Genomic DNA, 19,804 nt, shown 5'->3' on the forward strand with positions numbered 1-19,804 from the left:
CCGCTGTGCCTGGCTACTGGAGGGGCTGTCACGTCATGATCACCAATCCCACGCCACAACGCGCCCTGCGCGGCCACCGTCCCGAGCGCGACACGCCTCGCGTGCGCAACTCGGCCGAGCATCACGCCTGGCTCGCCGGCCACCTCACCCCACGGGACCGGTGGCTGGTACGCATGCTGTTCGAGCACAAGGTGTTCACCACCCACCAGATCGTCGACCTCGCGTTTCCCACCCGGCGCGCGGCGAACCTCCGGCTGCTCAACCTGCACAAGTGGGGTGTTCTCCACCGGTTCCAACCGCACCGGGACAGCGGCTCGCACCCCATGCACTACGTCCTGGACACCGCGGGGGCGACCCTGCTGGCCCACGAGGACGGCATCGAACCGGGCGCCTTGAACTACAACCGTGACCGCGAAATCGGTCGCGCGTACTCACTCCAACTCGCACACACCGTCGGCTGCAACGGACTGCTCACCGCGCTCATTCGCCGCGCCCGCCAACCCGGCGCCACCGGGGAACTCACCGCGTGGTGGTCAGCCGCCCGCTGCGGCCGGCACTGGGGCGACATCATCACCCCCGACGGCTACGGCCGCTGGCGCGAAGCAGGCCGCGAGGTCGAATGGTTCGTCGAGTTCGACTTCGGCACCGAGCAACTCTCCCGGCTCGCCGCGAAACTCACCCGCTACGAACGACTCGCCACCACCACCGGCATCACCACCCCCGTCTTGGTGTGGCTGCCCACCACCGAGCGAGAGGCGACGGCACGGCGAGCGCTCGCCGACGCTCAGCGCGCACTCGACCATCCTCGCCGGGTCCCCGTCGCGACCACCAACGCCACCACCAGCGCCGATCCGCTGGACATGGCCCTGCCGCGATGGCGACGGGTCGGCGACGCCGACACAGCCGGACGCACTCGACTGGCCGACCTACCCGCGTTGTGGCCCGGTCTGTCCACACCGGCACCCCACCCAGCCAATGTCAACCGCACCCGCCAGGCCGTCGACGAACGGCCCGACCTGGCACCGCCGCACCCGATGCCACCACCCGAACCCGCCTACCGCAGGAGGTGACTCCTCTATGAGCAAGATCGCCGCCACCGGAGCAGCGTTCGCCACCGTGATCATCCTGCTCGTCGGTGGCGGCGCCACGGCCGTCGTCCAAGCCATCTTCGGCGGCAACAACAGCCAGCCCAGCGCCGCCGCGCCGGCTGACATCCCGGCCGACTACCTCGCCTTCTACAGCGAGGCCGCAGGCGTGTGCCCCGGCCTGGACTGGTCGATCCTCGCCGCGATCGGAAAGATCGAGAGCAACCACGGCCGAAGCACTCTCGTCGGAGTGGCCGACGGCACCGAAAACGCGTACGGGGCCGGTGGTCCCATGCAGTTCCTTAAGCCAACATTTGACGGCGTGATCGCCAGACACACGATCCCAGCCGGCGGCGCGAGTCCACCGTCGCGGTACAACCCGCACGACGCCATCCACGCCGCCGCCTACAACCTTTGCGACAACGGCGCCCGCCGAGGCGACCTACGCGCCGCGATCTTCGCCTACAACCACGCCGACTGGTACGTCAACGAGGTTCTCGCCCAAGCGAAACAATACGCCGACACCGCTACCGTCGGCACCGGCGACTGCAACGCCATCCAGGCCACCAACACCGCCGCCATGACCGCGATCAACTACGCCTGCGGTCAGCGAGGATTGCCCTATGTATGGGGCGGCAACGGTCCCGAGTCCGGGCACGCGGGCTTCGACTGCTCCGGCCTCACCAAAGCCGCCTACGGCGCCGCCGGAATCACCCTGCCCCGCACCGCACACACGCAATACCACGCTGGCCCGCATGTTCCGGACGGCCAACCCCTGCTGCCCGGAGATCTCGTCTTCTATGGCAACCCCAACACCAAGATCCAACACGTGGGTCTCTACATTGGTGGAGGTTTGATGGTGGACGCACCGGACTTTGGCCAGACCGTGGGCCGCCGCCCGTACCGATACTCCGGAGACGCCTATGCCGGGGCTACGCGCCCGGCTGGATCCGTTGCCGCGTAAGAAAATACCTTAGTCAGCAGGTTCGTCTAGGCGCAGCCGCAGTGTTGCGCTCCGTCTGCCTGCAGGTCACTGGCAAGCGCGACACCGCTCCAGCGTACCCGTGCGATCGAGCGACAGGCAGTGATCACGCGACCGGGCGGCTGGTGCGTCCGATGGTCTCTACATGAGTAGGGCGATCATTCGCTTGTCGCGCTCGATGTCCGTTGCCAGTCGTCGCAGTTCATCTCGTTGGGCCAGAGCGCCGGCCTCCCAATCTGGGGTGAGCGCGTTGCCCGCGTGGAACACGATGTCGTGTCCGAGGCCCCAGATCATGCTGTTGACAGCGGCGCACGCGACGGCGATGGGGTCGATGTCACAGCCAACCCACCGGACGGTGCGAGGGTCGCGGCCCTGTTCCCGCATGACTTCGGCCACGGCGCGGAACATACCGCCGGTGCCCATCATCGGGTCCTCGACAATGCGGTGCTCCTCGACATCGGACATCCGCGCGAGCAACTCGGCTATGGATGCGGGCGTGTAGAACTGTCCGCGGGCTTGCAGGGCGGACTTTGGCCGGAGGATCGTGAGCACGTTGCCGAGCAGGTCGGTGTCGAAGCGCCGGTCAGTACCAGTCAGATCCGGTTGACCGGCCCGAAGGGCGGCTTGCGCAACCGCATGTGCGTGTTGGTACACGCTTGCTTCGGTCCCATCGAAGATCCACGAGATGATCGGGTACACCAGGTGCGTAATTTCTGGCCGTGATCGAATGACTGAAGTCCATGTGTGACGAGCAAAGGCCATGAAGTCGGCTGTATCACATTCGATCATCGAGTCGGTGACGTCGTTTCCTTGGGAGTCATTTCGCGGCAATGCGGCGAGCGTGGCAATGATCGATACGGGAAGGTCGAGTCGCCCGGTGCCGTACGCGCCGTGCCAGGCAGCTTCCGCCGACTCAGCTATCTTGCGTGCGTGCATTTCGGGGTTCGTGGGCGGCGTGAGTCGTTTACGTGAATTCCTCAGGCGCTGACGTGTAGGCTTCTTGGGAGGCAATGAGGACATAAGGGTGCTCTCCGGATATTTCGATTCGATTACTGGTGCGCGCCGCTGGCCAGTGATGCGAAGGGATGCCGCCGTGCGATCAATCGTTCGCACTACACGCGGGTGGCGACGAGCGTGTCGATGAGCGCGCAGCCCCTCCGGGACCGGTTGTGCGTGTCCATGGGTACGTGGCGCCCCGGCGGGCATCTGCAGGTGGCGGTGTTCTGCGGCATGGGCGATGCGCTAGACTGATGGTCCGCGAACCCTTCTGTTGGTGAGCGGTGTTGGATGCCCGGCGGGTGAGTTGCTGCGCCTCTTCGGAGGTGTTCACCCGCCGGGCCCGGTCTTTCAGTGATCGCTGCCTTCTGTCAGGCCGATCGCCGCCGTGATGAGGCAATCCATGACGACCTGCGCTTCGTCGGGCAGAATGTGTCCATGTTCTTGATAAAGCCTCCCGAGACTCGCGACGCAGTCGATTTGCTCCGCATCCGAGACGGGTTGAATTTTGCCCGCTCCGAAATAGTGGAGTGTGATTCCTGCTGTCTGAAACCAGAGGAAAGACAAGGTGGTTTCGTCAATCAGACGGTACTCGTTAGGGATACTGTGACCGTTCTCTTTGTGACACATGAGGTCTTCTCCTTCTTACGGTTGCCAGCTCGACACATTTCGACAAGTTGATTGATGTCCTTTGTGGATCATGGGGCACGGGTGGAAGTGGTTTAGGTGACAGGGAATCCGTCTCCGTCAGCGCACGCGGCAAGGAAGGGTGCTGAACGAGTCGCCGAAGGCGTTCGGGTGAGCGCCGCCGCTCCCACACGGTGGCGCCGTCGGCATCGCGGTGCGGGGGGTGCGCCCATGGGCGGTGGGATCGGGAAGCGTGAACGGTGACTGCCCGGCCGCGTCGGCGCCAACTATTTGCTGCGCGGAACCGAAGTCGCTCGCGTCGTAGGCCCATACCCAGTCGCACCAACGTCCGGTGCAACGAGCGAAGCGAGTGTGAACGGGACTGGGACGTGGAGGTAGTTCGCGCTATGGATGAGCCAGTCGCCGCCCTGTATGGCGCGCTGATGGACGATGGCTTGGTTGCGAGAGTGGTAACCAATGATCAACTTCTCCGAGTGGCGGTCCTGCTGGTGCGGGATGACGCATCCGCACGGGTCGACATCGGGATGCGAGAGACAGAGAGGGAGTGCGTCCGCCGTAGTCAGGCGGCTTCGGTGCGGACGTTGCGGTGTGCGGCGTTGGCCGCGCTGGTGTCCGCGTCGGTGCTGGCTGCCTGGTGCGGTGCCTGGTCGAGCCGGCCGAGGATGGCGTCGGCGACGGTGAGCACGCGTTGGGCGGATTGGCGGGCGGCGTCGCGGTCGGCGGCCCAGCCGGCGACGTAGGGCACGGAGTAGGCCAGGGTGTCCAGGCCGCATACCGCGGCCACGACGCACGCCACCGATTCCGCTTCGACTTCGCGCAGATGCCGCGGGGTGTCGGCGCCGCGGGTTTCGTGCTCACACAGGATGTGTGCCAGTTCGTGGGTGAGAGTCTTGGAGGCCTGCGCGGGGTCGACGTCGGCGCGCACGATCACGCGCCGCTCGCCCCAGATGGTTCGGCCGTAGGCGCCGTCGCAGTCGCCACGCTCCACGCTGTAGCCACGGGCCGTGATCTGCGCGGCGATGAGGTCCCAGAGCCCCGCGGGGGCGTCGCCGGACAGCTCGATTGGTCGCGGCGGTGCCGGACGGTTCGCCCGCGGTTCGCCCTGCAGCTGGGAGACGTCGACGACGGGCACGAGCAGGAATCCGGACAGCTCCGTTGTGCCAGTCGTCTGGTCAGGGCTGTTGGTGGAGTCGCCGCCGTTGCCGGCCTTCTCGGGGTCGAGCGTGCGGAGCCGGGGTTTCCAGATTTTGATCTTGTGGGTGCCTTTGCGCATGTAGCCGTGGCCCTCTTGCTTCCATTCGGACAGCGGGCGTACGTCGGTGGCTTCGGGGCACTGTTGCAAGATCATGATCACGTTGTTGAGGCTGTAGCGGCGCAGCCACGCCCGGGAGGTGATCAACTGTTGCCAGCCTTCCGCGGTCATGAGCCTGTCCACCCCGTTGAGCAGCTGTTCACGGGCGACCGACAGGCGTTCGGCGCGTGCCTCGGGCGACAAGGTGTGCCGAGACCTCCGGCGACTGGTGGACGTGCTGTGTCCGGGTGTGCGCGTCATCGCGGGTCACTCCTGTTCATCATCGGTGCGGTGTTGGGTGGGGTGTGGTGCATCGGGGTTGCTGTCCCGATGCACCACACGGGTCTGTCCCTTGTGGCTGTTGTCCTCAGTTCTGGGGCGCGCGTACCGGCATGATCAGGTGGCGGAACGCGCCGCCGTCGGTCAGTGCGTCCGCGGCGTCGGTCAGCAGTACGGGGCGGTTGACGCTGGCTTGGGTGTGCAGGGTGACCGTGTCGCCGGTGAAGCTGTTCAGCGCGTCGGCCAGGTGGGCGGGGTTGAACCGGAACGTTTCGGTGTCGGTGACCCCGTCGACGAGGGCCGGTTGCTCTGGTGCGGTCACGGCGTCGGCGTGGTCGTCGAGCACGGGCGCCACCGACACCGACTCGCCGGTGATGGTCACGGCGACCTGTCCGCTGGCTTGGCGTTTCGCGTCGAGCACGGCGGCGGCACGGCGCGCCGTGGCCAGCAACGCGGCGCGGTCGGTCTGCACCGTGCCAGCCGCGGCGTCTGGGATGAGCTGCCGATACCGCGGGAACTCCGCACAGAGGGTGCGCACGGACATCGTGACGTCGCCACAGGTGAACGACACGACCGATGGGCTTGTGACGTGGTCGAGCCCGACACGCACGCGGTCATCGGTGAACCGCTTGACCATGGGGGCGACCAGCTGCCCCGGCACCAGGGCGGATGTCGTCCGGACGGCACGGGCGACCGACACCGCCGGAAGTGACGCGACGGCCAACCGGTAACGGTCGGTTGCGGCCAGAGTGACCGTGCTGGGAGCGATCTCCAGGTTGACACCGGTCACCATGGGCAACGTGTCGTCCTTGCCGACGGCGACCATAACGCGCGCCATGTCGCGAGTGAATGTCTCCCGGTCCACCTGGGCCAGCGTCGGCGCGGCGTCGGGGATCGCGGGGTAGTCCTCGGTCGGGTAGCCGGTGACGGGCATCGTGTACCCGCCAAGATCAACTACTGGGGTGCCGTCGTCGGTGGCGCGAACGGTGACCGGTAGCGCATCGGCATCGCGCTTGCGGGTGCCCTTGACGAGCGCGCCGATGAGCTTGGTGATCTCTCCGTGATCAACAAGTAGGGCGCCCGCGGTCTGCACGGTGCCCGGCAGTCGGACGGTCACGGTGGTCTCGTAGTCCGTGGCGCTGATCGTGAGGTGACCATCGCGGGCCTGCAGGAGAGCGCCACCGAGGACGGGCACTACGGGATGTTTCGAGACAGCCAGCCCGACGGTGGTCAACGCGTCGGCCAGGGTGGCGCGGTCGGTGGTGAAGCCCAGTTCGGCGGCCGGAGCGGTGCGCGGAGTGCCCGCGGCGGTCGGGGTGTCGGCGGTGATGGTCATCGTAGGTACCTCCGTCGGTCAGCGGTGGTTGAGTGAGGGGTGAACGGGTGCCACGCGGGTACGGTTTAGGCCGCGGGTGGAACCGCGCGCAGTCGGCGCGTCGGCGCGTACGGGCCGACAACGTGGGTTCCGTCGCGCAGTGGCGTGAGGTCCATGTGCGCCAACGGTTGCCCCACGTATGGGGTGTGCATGATCAGGTGCCCGGCAAGGTCGCCGTCGGTGTCATCGGGCACGCGCCGGATGGTGAACGTGAACGCGCCGCGGGGGTCGCCGACCGATATGGACACCGTGACGGAGTCCTCCGACTCGTCGGTGTGCACGGCGGCACTGTTGCACCAGGACAACGGGATACGTTCCGGCTCGTGCGGACCCTCGCCGTAGTCGGGATCGGTGTCGGCCGCCGGTTCGAAGTCGACACAGGTGGTGTCGCCCGACTCGGTTTCGTAGCCGTCGACGGTTTCGGTGAGCTCCTCACCGCACGCGCGGCACCGGTACGTCGGGGTGTAGTCGGTGTCGAATTCCAGGCTGACCGTGTCCGGGGTGTCGTCGGGCAGTCTGGCGGGGTCGCCGTCCACGTAGAGCGCAGCAAACATCACAAACCTCACAATGCGAGAGACGAAAAGAAAGTTCAGGAGGGCCGGGCCTGCGGGCGCGTCGGTGAGCTGCCCGCTGGCGCGGCCAGTCAGAAGATGTCGAAACCCACGCGACCGGTGCCACATGCCGGGCACGCGACGGTGCCCGCGGTTTCGTCGATGTCGTCGGCGTCGTCGAAGTCCCACGCGTCGGCGTCGCTGTCGTCGGCGTCGAAGTGCCACGAGTCGGCGTAGGCCAACCATCGCGCGTCGCACGACTGGCAGCCCGCGGCGCACTGTGAGGCGCCGAATCCCTCCATCTCGAACACGCAGCCGTCGGGGTCGCCGTCCATACCGGCGACGCCGACAAGGTCGGTCACGTAGTCGCCGGTTTCGCCGACCAGGTACCACCCGGTGGGCACGATGTAGGAACGGTCGGTGATCTCCCACTGGTCGGCGTACGCGTGCCCGTACTTGATCGCCCGACTGTTGGCCTCACGCGAGAACCGGTACTCGACACCGACCAGCGCGAACGGTCGGAGCACCCGCACCGCGGTCACCGTGCGCCCGTCGGAGAGGTAGGCCTGCGACGACGTTTCACGCAACACGGTGCGCGCGGTGACATATCCGGCAGCCTGCAGCTTGTCCAGCACTCCGGACGCGGAACGATCTCCCACGTCGGGCATGTCCAGCCGGTCCGGTGCGTCCGGCCGGACATCCGCCAAGCCGACACTCGCATACGGGGTGACCGGGTACGCGGAGTCAGCGAACGTCGCGAACGTCAACGCGTCGTGCAACCGCCGGCCCCACGGGTTGTCGGCGTTGTCGATCATGACAGTGATCGTGTCGGACGCGTCCACAGCGAGCGAATAACGTGACACGGACGTTTCAAGAATAGTCATCGCAGACTACCCTTTCAGTCGATGTGATCGGTGTTGGATTACCAATCAGATTCCGGGGTTGCTGTCCCGTTGTCCGATACCTATCAGTTTAGTCGGCTGGGATGGATAATCAAGTGCTTTCGCCGACTTTCCGACCTATTTCTTCCCCTTTCCGCAATTCGACTGCGGACGATGACGGTCATCCGATATCCCGCCATTTCCGGCAGAGCGACAGCTCAGGGACACATTCGGAGGATAAGAAATGGAAAGACATAAGAGAAGGAGAAGGAATGCGAATTTGAGGTAGGAAATAGTCGAATGAGAAGCGGCGAATGGAGCGATAAGTGATGCATCGTGAGAATCAAGCGACTACGTACCCTGCCCGACTGTTCACGTGCCTGCTGGCACCCAAGTCGGAGGGCACGAGGGTAGGGGTAGCGGGCCGCCGACCTGCAACAAGGTGCTCTGGCGCCCTTCCCGTCTAGCGGGTAGCCGGATGGGTAGCCGGATGGGTAGCCGGAGAGGAAGGGACATAGGAAGGTGGACGGGCTGTCACGGCGCGACCAAAACATGGGTGCCGGCTGTCACCCACACGAGTGACGCAATCCTACCTAGCGGACGCGCGTAGAAACGCAGTACACGTGTCCCGCATGAACGGCGTAACGTGGATGCCCCCGACGACGATCATGGAGGTTAGCCTCGCTGATGTTAGTTTACGCGCGTTCATCGGCAATAGAAACCGGGGATGACTAGGTTATCGGTCTATGTTGGGATCGCGTCAGGGGAGGCGCACGAACAACGGGGGTGTCATGTGAAGATGGGAGATGAGAAATCTCTAAAGCGAATGTGGGATCTGCAGAACATATTTAAGGGTGATTGGGTGCCTGATATCTTTGTTGCCCTGTCGTCGGGGCCGTTGCGTCGCGGGGAACTGCTGGAGAAGATCCGCTCGACGCAAGTACCCTATGGCTGGTCGGACAGCGAGACCCACAACTTGCACGACAGGGTCATGGGCGAGACGTTGAAGCGGTTGGAGACCGCCGAGATGGTCGTGCACACACGGGACGAGCGGGTGTTTCCGCCGGTGTCGCTGTACACGCTCAGTCCTGCGGCTGAGGAGTTCTTCGCCGCTCTCGAGCCAGTGGTGCAGTGGGCCGAGAAGCACGGCGACCTGATTGAGCGCGTGCAGCAGCGGCGTCGGCATGGCGAGGGCGATGAGTAAAGAGGCCGCGCCGGCAGCGCGACACGTCAACTGGCCTCCCTGCTGCGCTGTTGGCTGCCGTGTGGTCGTCGGAGGAGGTCGGCCAGGCCAACGGTGTCGCGGGTTGGTCGCTGGTCGAGTTCGGCCAGCGAGGTGGTGAGGAGGCCAAGCGTGCGCGGGATGCTGTCGTGCTGGCCGAGGCGGGCTTGCACCCGCATGAGGTCGCGGTAGATGGCCTCGTTGTACGGGTCCATGCCGCGGGCTTGTTCGAGCAGCGCGAGCATCTGCTTGGGATCGTCGTCACCGACCGCGCGGATGAGGGCGCTCAGCGCATCGAGGACGTCGCGTCGGAGCGACTCTCGGGGTGCGTCGATCCAGTCAGCCGCGATCCTCTCGGCGAGGTCGCCGCGGTACAGCTCGGCAACCCGCCGCAGCGCGGCCATCCTCTCCTGCGGGGTGTGTGCGTGGTGACTCGCGACGAGTGCGTCTTGGACCTGCCACAGATCCACGGTCACCAGAGACCTGTCGAGGCAATAATGACCGTCTCTGTTGACCGCGTGGGTGGAGAGGGCGTCGCTGGTGGCCTTGCGCAGCGCACGGCGCAGCTGCGACAGGGTGGCGTGGAAACTGTTGTAAGGCCGGTCACCCGGAGCATCAGGCCACAGTGCGGCGGTGAGGGATTCGCGGCGGCAGCCGTCGCGGTGCAGCGCTAGGTAGACCAGGATCTCGCGTTGGCGGGGCGCGACGACATCAATGATGTCTACGGGTTCGTCCCTGGTATGGGTCAGGTGCAGCCGGCCGAGCACTTGGAGGTGCAGTGCTGGAGCGTCGGGGGCGCTCGCCCGTGCCTGTTCTACGGCCGCTGCCGCCGAGGGCGAGGGGCGATCGTGCTCGGTCGCCGGTTGCTGCTCGGCGGGTGGCTGCCGCCGGGTGTCGTCTTGCAGTGGTGCCTCGGTGCGCGGGGAAGGTTCCGGGCTGACCTCGGGTTCGTGGCTGGGTGCGGCCTTTGCACGTGTGGGAATGTCGATCACCACCGCGGCTGCCGGCGGCCACTGGCCGGGCGCGGTGTCCGGTTTCGGCTGGGCGGTGTCGGCGATCACGAAGTCGTGGACATCGTCGATTGCCGCGCTGGGCTGCTCCCCCGGCTCATCGCCGGGCGTAGCCAGCGAGGCGTCGTCGGCCGTTGCGTCGTCGGGCTGGTCCTCGGCGGTGACGGCCGTGGTGGGCTCACGAGCGAAGTCAGTGTCATGGAGCAGGGTGAGCAGGTCAGTGGCGTCGGTGCTGGGAAGGGTGAACAGTCGGGCGCCCGACAGGTCCTCGGCGAGGTTGGGGCTGGTGGCGCCGACGGTGCCGTCGTCGCGGACGCGTGCGGTGCCGCCGGGGCGCCACTGCCCGAGCACGATGCCGGCCACGCCGAGGGCGGAGCCGTTGTCCAGGATCGCTTGTGCCCGGCGTTCGGTATCCGCGGCGGGCGAGGCGACCAGCACCAACGGGGCAGGCGGTCTGCCGGAGTCGGATTCGTGAGCCTTGCGTGTGCGGCTCAGGAGTTCGGCTTCGAGGGTGTCCAGCGCCGCGGTGAGGTTGTCGACGATGCGCAGGCGGGCGGGCGATCGTTGTGGGAGGTCGGCGCCGAACACGCCGTGCGCATCGGCGGCGGGGATCACGACCAGAGCTTCTACACTGTCGTCGGCGGCGGTGCGGGCGAGCAGGGTGACGATCAAGGCGCGGGCTGCGCCGTGCGCACCAGGTCCGATCAGGCCAAGCCCTCGGCTGCGTGCCACGTTGAGCGCGACGGCGTGTCCGTCGCGGACACCGAGAACGGTCTCGTTCTCTCCCGGCAGGACGGCCCGCGCGGTGGCCTGCGCCCGTTCACGGGTATCGAGTTCGGGAAGGCGGGCCGCGTCCAGCAAAGCGGGAGTGATCGGTGTTTCGTCGTCGTCCGGCGGCAGCGTGACGGAGTCGTGGGCGATCCGCAGCGCGCGCACGACCGGCGCCAGGCCGGGGTCGTCAGGCTCGGGGGTGCCGGGCCGGTAGCGGCGTCGGCGGTGCAGGCGCACGGTGACCAGGGCGATGGTGATCAGCGAGGCGAGGCCGATCCCGACGAACGCGCCGGTCGAGATCGAGATGCCAGTCCCGGGTTCCGCGGTCGGCCCGGGGTGCGCGGGATCGACTGGCACTGGTGGTGTGACCGGAGCGGGCTGCTCACGGGTGGGTGCCCGTGTGCTGGGTGCATCCTGCTGGTTATCGGGATCATGCTCGGGCGAGTCCGGGGTGGACGGGTCGCGCGGAACGGGCTGTGTGTCGATCGGCGGTGCGGGCTCGCTCGCCGTTGTTGGGGGCAGCAGTAGTTGCCAGCCGGGCTGGATCAAGTTCGGATTGGTGAACACCCGCCCATCCACCTGGATGGCGTTCTTGTTGAGTGCCCAGATCTCGGGCCAGCGGTTCCCGTCACCGAGACGGCGCTCTGCCAAGCGCCAGAGGCTGTCGTACACCCCGTGCTCAGGCTGCCGCACGATCTCCGTCGGCTGCCGCCCGGCTGGTGGGGTATCGGCGTGCGTGTGCAGCGCTGCGGTGATGATCCCGCGGCGGCTGTCTACGGTCTCGGTGGTGGGCTGGTAGACCGCTGTGATAGCGGGCGGGCGCGCTCCGGCGGCGAACTCGGTGGCCGCAATCTGGGTCGTCGCGGTCAGATCGGATGTGCGGCTGCTCAGGATCGAGACCACAACAGCGCTGACCAGGACGCCAGCCACGGCATGCAACGGCCCGCAGCTTACGGGACGTGGCCACTCGGCGGCGCGGATAGTGTCTGGGATGGCGGCGAACACGTCGAAGGTGAAGCGGGCCCACAGCGGCCACAGCACGCACGCGAACAAGCCGAGCAGGAACTCCGGTGTCATCGGCGCCAGCAGCACGGCCTGGACCTCGGCCCAGGTCGGCAGGTGGTCCGGCAACGGCCAGCCGATATAGCGTACGAGTCCGTACGGGATGCCGACGATCAAGGCGAGGAGCACGGCCGAGGCGAGGATCGAGCGGACCAGTCCGCCCATGACGCGGGCCGCCTGCGCCAGCGTGCGCCTCGCGCTGGCACGGTGCGTGGGTTGACGTCCTGGTGAGGCGTGTTGGGAGCTCGTGGTCATGACAAGCCTCACGGTTCCGGTGCGGTCACGCCGTGCTCGGGTCGCGCGGTGGCCGAGACCTTGGTGCTGATCGAGTTGACCCCGACGGCGCCGAGTAGGAGCGAGTGATGGGTGTCGGTGACGGTGACCGACACGGTGTTGCCGTCGACGGTTACGGTGCCACTGCGTCCGGCCGCGACGAGGTACTCATTCGCGAGGGTGGTCGCCTGGGCGGGGACCAGGCGCAGGGTGCCGTCTGAGCGGTATGCGGACAGATCGATGGCCTGGGCACCGGCGCGGGCGGCTTCCTGAGCCTCGCCAAGGGCCTGGACCTTGCCCGCCAAGGCAAGCCCACCATCGAGGACCAGGCCACTGAACGCGATCACCGCGGTCACGAACACCACGACGAAGGCGGTGACCCGCCCGTCCTCGTCCCGATGGAGCCGACGCAGGGCGGCAGTGAGGCAGGTGCGCATCAGTCATCGCCTCCGTTCCCGGCAATCCCGCGGTAGGTGTCGACAGGCGAGGCAAAGGAGGCCGACAGCGTGGTGCTGCCAGGAACCCCGAGCAGCGAGAGATCGGACAGACCAACGGTGCAACTGACGTCGACGGTGACCGTGGAGCCGGGTCGCAGTCCAGCGGTGTTGACCGTGACGGCGAGGCTCTGGCAGGTGATTCCCGCGTCGGCGAGTGCGGTCTGAGCGGTCGCTCGCGCGTCGTTCTGTGCGCTGGTCGTGGTGCGGGCCAGCGATGCGGCGCGGGCGACCTGATGGGCGACGTCGTTGAGCCGGAGGTTGCTGCCGGCCAGCCGGCCACAGAACACGATGAACAGCAACATAATGATCAGCAGCGGGGTGAGCAGTACCATTTCCGCGGTGGCTGACCCACGGTCATCCTCGCGCAGCGCACGCCCTGGTTGTCCCAAGTGGATGCTTCGGATGGTCATGGTCATGGTCATGCTCGTTCCCACTCGAAGGAGCCAGCGTTGGTGAGGTCACGAGCGGCCGTGATGTAGGCGAAGATGCTCTCCGGCAACGATTCCGCACGGCGGAGGGTCGCGGCGATCGTGTCGTGGGGGATGTTGTCGAGTTCGGCGCGCAGTCGGGCACGCACCTCCGTCTCGGCCAGTTTCTGTTCCCAGGCTTGAACCAGCAACACCGCCTGGTGCAGGTAGTTGAGGATGCCATCGAGGGTGTCGTCCACCACGGCCAGGCGGGAATGTGCGTGGAGGAGATCGTCCGGGAAGGCGTCGCAGAGCGGATCGTCCATGACTCTTCGGAGCGTGCGGGTCCGGTCCAGGGCTCGCAAGGCATCCCAGGCCACCCGGTGGATCTCGTGCACCTGCTGAGGATCAAGCCACACGATGACTGGGCTGGCGTACACATCGCGGACTGTGGCGATGATCCTGCCTACCGAGTACACAATGGATGGTGGCTGATCGTGGAAGTCGCTGACGCTATAGAAGTACTCACCATTTACCTTGTCCAACAGGCACGACTTGTTGGGTCCGTGCTGGTGGTCGTAGTCGACGCACCGATAGTTCACCCAGAGACCCACCACGCCGACGCCCGCGGCCAGGACGCCGACGATGAGGCACAGCCAACCGACCTGCCGCGGGGCCGCGGACGCGCCCAGAATGAGGAGCGCAACTCCCAACACCGCATAGGCTGCGGGCGTCGAGACCAGCGATGCCCGCAACGCCCGCCGACGAAGCCGGGCACGGTCGAGCCCTGGCCGCCACAGCATCAACTCGGTGCCGGTCGGGAACTCACCCTCGATCACCGGTGACTCAATCATTACGCAATTCCCCCCGTCCTCACCGAATCGACGCCCGCATGTGCGCTCACGGCGTCTCACCTGTCCTTCGGTTCGTGCCCGAGTCCACTGCGGAACCCGTAATCCATGGGAACGAACCGTTCGACCGGCCCGGCGGCGTCGCCTACAGCCGTGAGTGTGAGGAAGGGAACCACGGCCGTGACGGTCCCTTCCACGTGTACCGACGCGTCGGCCGGGCCACGGGTGACGCTGGCGTGTGGGCTGTGCAGCGGTCCGCCGCCGAGTTGTTGGAGGATTCGGTCCGCTTCGGCTTGCCCGTGAGCGACCGTGCCGCCTTCCACGCGTGTGGCGGACAAGGCTTCGGACGCGGCAGCCTGGGCGATGTGGGTGGCGTGCATCCAGAGCGCGAACTGTGCGATCAGCATCAACAACAGCAACAACAGGGGTATGGCGAGGACCAGTTCCGTAGTCGCGGCACCGCGCTCGTCAGTCCACGGTCGACGCAGCGCCGCACGTTTCAGCGGCGGCCGCACAGCCGGCGGGTGTGAACCGACCAATTGGTGAGTGCGCATGGCTTGTCACATCTGGATGGTGCTGGCTTTGTCGGTCACGACTTTCACCAGGAGCGCGATCACGACCAGGGCCAGGGCAACGAGCGCGGCGGTCACGAGCACGGTTTCAGTGGTGTAGCCGCGCTCGTCCTCACGCAGCCGGCGCACATGTGCCTTCACGTAGGCCCACAGTAGAATCACGGGCGTCAACATGGTTCCTCCAACGACTGTCTTGCGTGGACATGGACTACATGCCTCCCAGCACCTGCGCGACCGCCGGGTATCCAATGAACAAAAGGAACCCCACGAACAGGGCAATGACGGGCAGGCTCATCCGTTCGGTCGCCGCTTGTGCCTCGCCTTCAGCGTCGGTGAGCTCGCGGGTCCGCAATGCGGCAGCCTTGGCGCGCAACGAGGCGCGGACCTTGGCCCCTTCGGTTCCGGCGAGGCTGACGGAGGCGGACAGCTCGGCCAGTTCGCGAACATCGAGTTCCTCACCGAGCGCCCGCAGGGCGGACCACGGGGTCGAGCGGGTGATCTTGGCGATGGTCAAGGCGCGACGCAACTGAGTGAACGACCAGCCGTGCCCGACCGTGGCCGCATCGGTGAGGGCGCCCTCCACGCCCGCGCCCCCGGCGAGGGTGACCCGGATCAGGTTCAGGTACGCGCTGAGAGCCAGCCGAAAATCGGCGCGGCGCCGGGCCGCGTCACGCCGCACTCCCACGTCCGGAAGCAGGAACCCGACCACGCCGATGAGCACGCTGGCGATGAGCGACAACTCCCAGGGCAGCGGCATGCTCGCGGCCGTGAGCGCGAGGGACACCAAGGTCGGCAGCAGCAACCCGGCCATCCCAAGCGCGGCCTTGTCGGCAAGGTGCGTCTCGATCGATCTGCCGGTGATGGCGAGATCCTTGCGCAAGCCCGGGCTCGGCAGTCCGAGAGCGGCCAGTGGCGCGACGAACGGTTTCCCGATCGTCGCGGCCCAGCCGGTGTGTTCCTGGGTCGCGGTGATCGGTGGCGGCTCCGGCGTGGCGTCCAGGCGGTTCAGCACGGCGCCCAGGCCGGGACGTGGAGGAATCGCCCACACCACCAGAGCCCAGACGCCGACGCCGAATCCCGCGCCGAGGACCAATGCTGTGATCACGTCGTCACCCCTTCCAGCGGGTCGCCGCCGGTGTCGCTGTCGCGGGTGTGGAGCGCGTCCAGGTCGGTGAGGAATCGAGCAGGGTTCTGGTACTGGGCCATGCGCCCGAGCCACCAGAACGCGATCGTGAACAGTCCGCCGACGAGGGCGAGCATCAGTTGACCGAGAGCGCTGTCGAACGGCGTGAGGTAGCCGCGGTTGAGGACCACCAGCCCGGCGGCGAAGGCGAGGGTCACCCCGACGATCAGGCGCACGCTGGTGCGGGTGCGCGCACGGCCGGCTTCCACCCGCAGGCGCATGGACACCTGCTCGCGGGTCTCGGCAGCGAGTTCGCCGAGCAGGTCGGCGAGTTGGCGCGCCTGTTGGTCCGAGGCCAGTACCAGGGCGCTGATGACCAGGTCGGCGGTGGGGTCGGCAAGCTGCTCTGCCAGGTGCCGCAGGCTGGGTGCGAGCCGGTCGCCACGTTCGAGCCGGAAGGTCAGTTCGTTGATCTCCGGTCGGATGGCTTCGGGCACGGTCGAGGCTGTGGCGACGATCGCCTGCTCCAGACCGGCGGCGGCGGACAGGGTGTCGCGCAGCATTTCGCTCCACGATGCGATGGCCTCGATCCGCGCCACGGTGCGGACATGCTGGGTGTTCGAGCCGAGCACGCGCGGCAGGCCCGCGGTCGCCATGGCCGCGAGGATGCCCCCGACGAGCCATCCCGTGGCGACGGCGACCACGATGCCCACACCGCCAGCCGCGAGCAGCCAGCGCGCCAGATGCGGATCAGGTCCGCCGTGGCTGGCCGGGCGTCGAGCCCATCGCGGAACCCGCAGTGGGGCTCCGCGCCAGCCGGCCACGATCAGCAGCAACCCCAACCCGACACCGGCGCCGAGCAGACCCATGAGGGCGGTGGTGGCGGTCATGGCGTCCACCATCCCTCGGTCCGGTTGAGCAGGTCCGGGTCGAAGCCGGCGTCGACCAAGTCGTCCATGGTGTCGGTGCGCAACGGGACGCCGGGGATTGCACGCAGGTCCGGGCCAGGTCGCCACACCTCGTTGGAGATGACCTGCGGGCCGTCGGCGCCGACCACCTCGCGGACCGAGGACAGGACGCGCTTGCCGTCCTCGCCGCGGGGTTTGCTCAGGTGCACCACGAAGTGCAGCGCTGAGGCGACCAGGAGGTTCGTGGCTTCCAGTGGCAGCCGTTCGGGTCCTTGCACGGCGTAGGCGGCGAGTTTGGTGAACGCGCCGCTGCTGGTGCTGCTGTGCAGCGTGGCCATGGAGCCGTCGTTGCCCATCGACATGGCGTTGCACATCGGGATGACCTCCGGGCCGCGCACCTCGCCGACGATCACCCGGTCCGGGGACATGCGCAGCGACTGCCACACCAAGTCGGACTGGGTAATCGCGCCCTGGCCCTCGATGTTCGGTTCGCGAGCCTGCATCTCGGTCACGTCGGGGTGGGCCTGCTTGTCCTCGCCCAGGCCGAGTTCGAACACGTCCTCGATCGTGAACAACCGCTCCCAGGCGGGGATCGCCGACGCGAACGCGCGCAGCAAGGTGGTCTTGCCGATTGCGACGCCCCCGGTGACCAGACAGTTCTTGCGGCCCCGGACCATCGCGGTGAGGAAGGACTCCAACACTCGGTCGAGGGTTCCGTTCTCCCGCAGGTGCGCCAGCGTCACCCGACGGAAGCGGTGGCGGCGGATCGCCACGGACGGCCGCATGGTCACGGCCATCACCGCCGCGACCCGTTCCCCGCCGGGAAGCTGGAAGTTCACGACCGGGCTGCCGCGGTCAAACCGACGCTCCTCAACGCCCGAACGGGCGGCGAGGTCACGGATCAGCTCGACCAGTTCGGTGTCCGACCCGACGATCGGGGCGAGGCATTCCCGCTTGCCCGAGGCGTAGCGGACGAACACGCGATCGCCGTTGATGTTGATGTTCTCAATCTCCGGGTTCGCCAGCAGGGGCTCCAGCCCGGCCATGCCGAAGATCTCATCCAGCGTCGCGCCTATCACGCGGAGCTCAACGTCCTGCGCGACAACGGCGCCGCCACTGTCGAGTTCGTACTGAGCCTGCTTCTCCGCGGCATCAGCGAGGATGGCCTGCGCCATCCGACGCCGCTCGACGGGTTGCAACGCGGGACGGCCGGCATCTTCATCAGCCTGGATACGTGAGGACAGCTGCGCCGACACCTCCTGACGCAAGTGTGCACGCAACCGCTCCACGGCGCTCGCCTGGTCCGGGTTGCGCCCGGGAATGTCGGTTGGACCCGGCAGGCGCGGCGGTATCGCGCCGCCCGGTGCGGGTGTGCCGTTGATGGAGGAGGAACTCGGGTCGGCGTGCGACGCGGTCATGGCCGTATCCCGTTGGGCGACAACGGTCCCGGCGGCGGCGAGACCACCGTGCCCGCGATGCTCGGCGTGCGGGCCGCAGCACCGGCGGCGTGTGGCGATGTCGAGCCGACGGGCACCGGCGGTGATTCGGTCGGCGATGTGCCGCCTCGCCGCGCGGAGGCGGCGATGCCCAGCAGCAGCCGAGATGCGGCGCGTCCCAGTGCGGAACGATTCGGACCGGGACCGGTGCGGCTACGTCCACAGAGCACCGCTGCGCCCTTGGGGTCGTGGGGAAGCCGGCCCAACACGCCGATATGGAGTACATGCTCGACCTCCGCGGTGGTGTAGCCGGCGCCGACGAGCACGAACGCTGGGCGCGGATTCCACGTCGCGGCCATCCGGAGCTTCCCGGCGACATGCGACAGCTCGTCATCGTGCGCATGGGCCAACAGCACCATGGCATCGGCCGCACGGATGATCGGCAGTGCGGGGGAATCCAGACCCACCCGTCCGCAATCGGCCAGCACCACCACCCCGGGTTGATCGCCCGCGGCGCGCAGAACGGAAGTGCGCTGAGGCGCCAGGATGCCCAGGGCCGCGCGGGCGCGCTCGGCACCAACCGGTCCAGGAACCACCGCCAGGCCAGCAGGCAGCCGTTGCGAGTGCTGCCACAGCACGCCAGCGTCGCGGTTGCGTCGGGCGGCGGCAGCCAAACTCACCAACCCGGGCGTGGCGGGCAGGCGGAACCGAGCGGCCAGATCACCGCCAGCCGGGTCGCACTCGACCACCACCGGATTCTGATCGGTGGCCCAGCGCGCGGCCAGCGCGACCGCGGTGGTGGTAACGCCCGGTGAGCCCTTCAGCGAACAGAGAGCGATCAACATCAGCTACCACCTCCACTCAACACCACAAGGTCGATCTGCCCGGTGGGTGCGACAGCGAGCTGGCGGGCGTCGACCTCCGCCAGCTGCAACGACACCACCGTGGTTTGCTGATCCGCCCCCGATGCGCCGACGTCAACTACCATCGCCGCCCATTGCGCGACCGGCGCGGCAACCGCGGATTCGTTCGTACTGGGCGTGCCAGCCGTCGACGAGGTTGCCGACACCAGCACCGCGACACGAGCTCCCGGAGCAAGCGCGGGCGGAAACTGGCCGGCGGTCAATGCCACAGCGGCCACCGCTTGCCCTGTGGCGGGGATCGCCGGTGCCCCCACCGAGCCACGGGTGAGCAACGCCCCCGTGGGCAGGCTGTAAGCGACCGGATGACCGAGCACTGTGGCCGAATCGCCCGCCGGGACCGCGTCCAACCCCACATCCGTGGAGATCGCTACTTGTCGAAGATCCTGCGTGGACAGAAGTTGTCCAACTGAGACTGGTCGTGCCAGCACCAGAACTGACCGCCGGTCGTCAACCTGCGTCGAGACAACCATCGCGGCGGCAGCACAAGCGACCACCAGAATGACGCCCAGCAGCAGGTATGGGATGCGACGCGACCGCCCGACAGCTTTCCACCGTGCCGGCGGATCCTTCTTAACTCCGCGTTGGGTCCAGGAGCCCGGTGGTGCGGTAGCGCCCTCGGGATTCTCTGGCCTTGTTGAGACGGGTGTGCTCACGCCCGGCC

The 19,804-nt window shown here is 67.3% G+C and carries 20 protein-coding genes; 3 read left to right on the plus strand and 17 right to left on the minus strand.

Annotation, left to right across the window (positions count from 1 at the left end):
• Positions 1-35: 35 nt before the first annotated feature.
• Both GEV28_RS04455 and GEV28_RS04460 read left to right on the plus strand, forming a co-directional pair.
• Positions 36-1,070, plus strand: coding sequence for a replication-relaxation family protein (locus GEV28_RS04455; protein WP_291408839.1), 1,035 nt, complete (start codon positions 36-38; stop codon positions 1,068-1,070).
• A gap of 7 nt (positions 1,071-1,077) precedes the next feature.
• Positions 1,078-2,049 carry a bifunctional lysozyme/C40 family peptidase gene (locus GEV28_RS04460; RefSeq protein ID WP_291408841.1) on the plus strand — a complete coding sequence of 324 codons (972 nt, stop codon included), beginning with the start codon at positions 1,078-1,080 and terminating at the stop codon, positions 2,047-2,049.
• Positions 2,050-2,208: 159 nt separating this feature from the next.
• On the opposite strand, the gene GEV28_RS04465 is transcribed toward GEV28_RS04460, so the two are convergent.
• From GEV28_RS04465 to GEV28_RS04490, 6 genes are all read right to left on the minus strand, one after another.
• A complete protein-coding gene (locus GEV28_RS04465; RefSeq protein WP_291408843.1) occupies positions 2,209-3,003 on the minus strand; it encodes an N-6 DNA methylase in 795 nt (264 codons plus the stop codon).
• Between the two features lie 411 nt (positions 3,004-3,414).
• On the minus strand, positions 3,415-3,693 hold the full coding sequence (locus GEV28_RS04470; protein ID WP_291408845.1) for a hypothetical protein: 279 nt from the start codon (positions 3,691-3,693) through the stop codon (positions 3,415-3,417).
• A gap of 577 nt (positions 3,694-4,270) precedes the next feature.
• Positions 4,271-5,206, minus strand: a complete 936-nt coding sequence (locus GEV28_RS04475; protein ID WP_291408847.1) for a hypothetical protein — start codon at positions 5,204-5,206, stop codon at positions 4,271-4,273.
• A 163-nt stretch (positions 5,207-5,369) separates the two neighbouring features.
• Complete coding sequence (dnaN, locus tag GEV28_RS04480) at positions 5,370-6,617, minus strand: DNA polymerase III subunit beta (RefSeq protein ID WP_291408849.1); 1,248 nt, start codon at positions 6,615-6,617, stop codon at positions 5,370-5,372.
• Positions 6,618-6,682: 65 nt separating this feature from the next.
• Positions 6,683-7,210, minus strand: coding sequence for a hypothetical protein (locus GEV28_RS04485; RefSeq protein ID WP_291408851.1), 528 nt, complete (start codon positions 7,208-7,210; stop codon positions 6,683-6,685).
• An 89-nt stretch (positions 7,211-7,299) separates the two neighbouring features.
• The gene (locus tag GEV28_RS04490) at positions 7,300-8,022 is read right to left on the minus strand and encodes a hypothetical protein (protein ID WP_291408853.1); all 723 of its coding nucleotides are present in this window, start codon (positions 8,020-8,022) and stop codon (positions 7,300-7,302) included.
• 865 nt (positions 8,023-8,887) lie between these two features.
• Between GEV28_RS04490 and GEV28_RS04495 the strand changes: the two genes are divergently transcribed.
• Positions 8,888-9,292 carry a helix-turn-helix domain-containing protein gene (locus GEV28_RS04495; protein ID WP_291408855.1) on the plus strand — a complete coding sequence of 135 codons (405 nt, stop codon included), beginning with the start codon at positions 8,888-8,890 and terminating at the stop codon, positions 9,290-9,292.
• Positions 9,293-9,318: 26 nt separating this feature from the next.
• Here the strand turns inward: GEV28_RS04495 and GEV28_RS04500 are convergent, their stop codons facing one another.
• The 11 genes from GEV28_RS04500 to GEV28_RS04550 all read right to left on the minus strand — a co-directional run bounded on the left by GEV28_RS04500 (position 9,319) and on the right by GEV28_RS04550 (position 19,796).
• Positions 9,319-12,318: a BTAD domain-containing putative transcriptional regulator gene (locus GEV28_RS04500; RefSeq protein ID WP_291408857.1), complete on the minus strand. Its 3,000-nt coding sequence runs from the start codon at positions 12,316-12,318 to the stop codon at positions 9,319-9,321.
• Positions 12,319-12,416: 98 nt separating this feature from the next.
• Positions 12,417-12,791 (minus strand): hypothetical protein, encoded by a 375-nt coding sequence (locus GEV28_RS04505; protein WP_291408859.1) that lies wholly within the window; start codon positions 12,789-12,791, stop codon positions 12,417-12,419.
• Positions 12,792-12,862: 71 nt separating this feature from the next.
• The gene (locus GEV28_RS04510) at positions 12,863-13,339 is read right to left on the minus strand and encodes a TadE/TadG family type IV pilus assembly protein (protein ID WP_291408861.1); all 477 of its coding nucleotides are present in this window, start codon (positions 13,337-13,339) and stop codon (positions 12,863-12,865) included.
• A 2-nt stretch (positions 13,340-13,341) separates the two neighbouring features.
• Entirely contained in the window at positions 13,342-14,169 is an 828-nt protein-coding gene (locus tag GEV28_RS04515) for a hypothetical protein (protein ID WP_291408863.1), read from the minus strand.
• 71 nt (positions 14,170-14,240) lie between these two features.
• Positions 14,241-14,696, minus strand: coding sequence for a TadE/TadG family type IV pilus assembly protein (locus GEV28_RS04520; protein ID WP_291408864.1), 456 nt, complete (start codon positions 14,694-14,696; stop codon positions 14,241-14,243).
• A 45-nt stretch (positions 14,697-14,741) separates the two neighbouring features.
• The gene (locus GEV28_RS04525; protein ID WP_291408866.1) at positions 14,742-14,927 is read right to left on the minus strand and encodes a hypothetical protein; all 186 of its coding nucleotides are present in this window, start codon (positions 14,925-14,927) and stop codon (positions 14,742-14,744) included.
• A 34-nt stretch (positions 14,928-14,961) separates the two neighbouring features.
• Entirely contained in the window at positions 14,962-15,846 is an 885-nt protein-coding gene (locus GEV28_RS04530; protein WP_367115027.1) for a type II secretion system F family protein, read from the minus strand.
• A gap of 8 nt (positions 15,847-15,854) precedes the next feature.
• The gene (locus tag GEV28_RS04535) at positions 15,855-16,766 is read right to left on the minus strand and encodes a type II secretion system F family protein (protein WP_291408870.1); all 912 of its coding nucleotides are present in this window, start codon (positions 16,764-16,766) and stop codon (positions 15,855-15,857) included.
• On the minus strand, positions 16,763-18,202 hold the full coding sequence (locus GEV28_RS04540) for an ATPase, T2SS/T4P/T4SS family (protein ID WP_291408872.1): 1,440 nt from the start codon (positions 18,200-18,202) through the stop codon (positions 16,763-16,765). The genes GEV28_RS04535 and GEV28_RS04540 overlap by 4 nt, the downstream gene beginning before the upstream one ends.
• Entirely contained in the window at positions 18,199-19,065 is an 867-nt protein-coding gene (locus GEV28_RS04545) for a chromosome partitioning protein (protein ID WP_291408874.1), read from the minus strand. Before GEV28_RS04545 ends, GEV28_RS04540 begins: the two co-directional genes overlap by 4 nt.
• Positions 19,065-19,796 (minus strand): hypothetical protein, encoded by a 732-nt coding sequence (locus GEV28_RS04550; protein ID WP_291408876.1) that lies wholly within the window; start codon positions 19,794-19,796, stop codon positions 19,065-19,067. Before GEV28_RS04550 ends, GEV28_RS04545 begins: the two co-directional genes overlap by 1 nt.
• Between the last annotated feature and the right edge of the window lie 8 nt (positions 19,797-19,804).

The sequence above is a fragment of the Actinophytocola sp. genome (genome assembly GCF_009379765.1).
GTDB lineage: Bacteria > Actinomycetota > Actinomycetes > Mycobacteriales > Pseudonocardiaceae > Actinophytocola.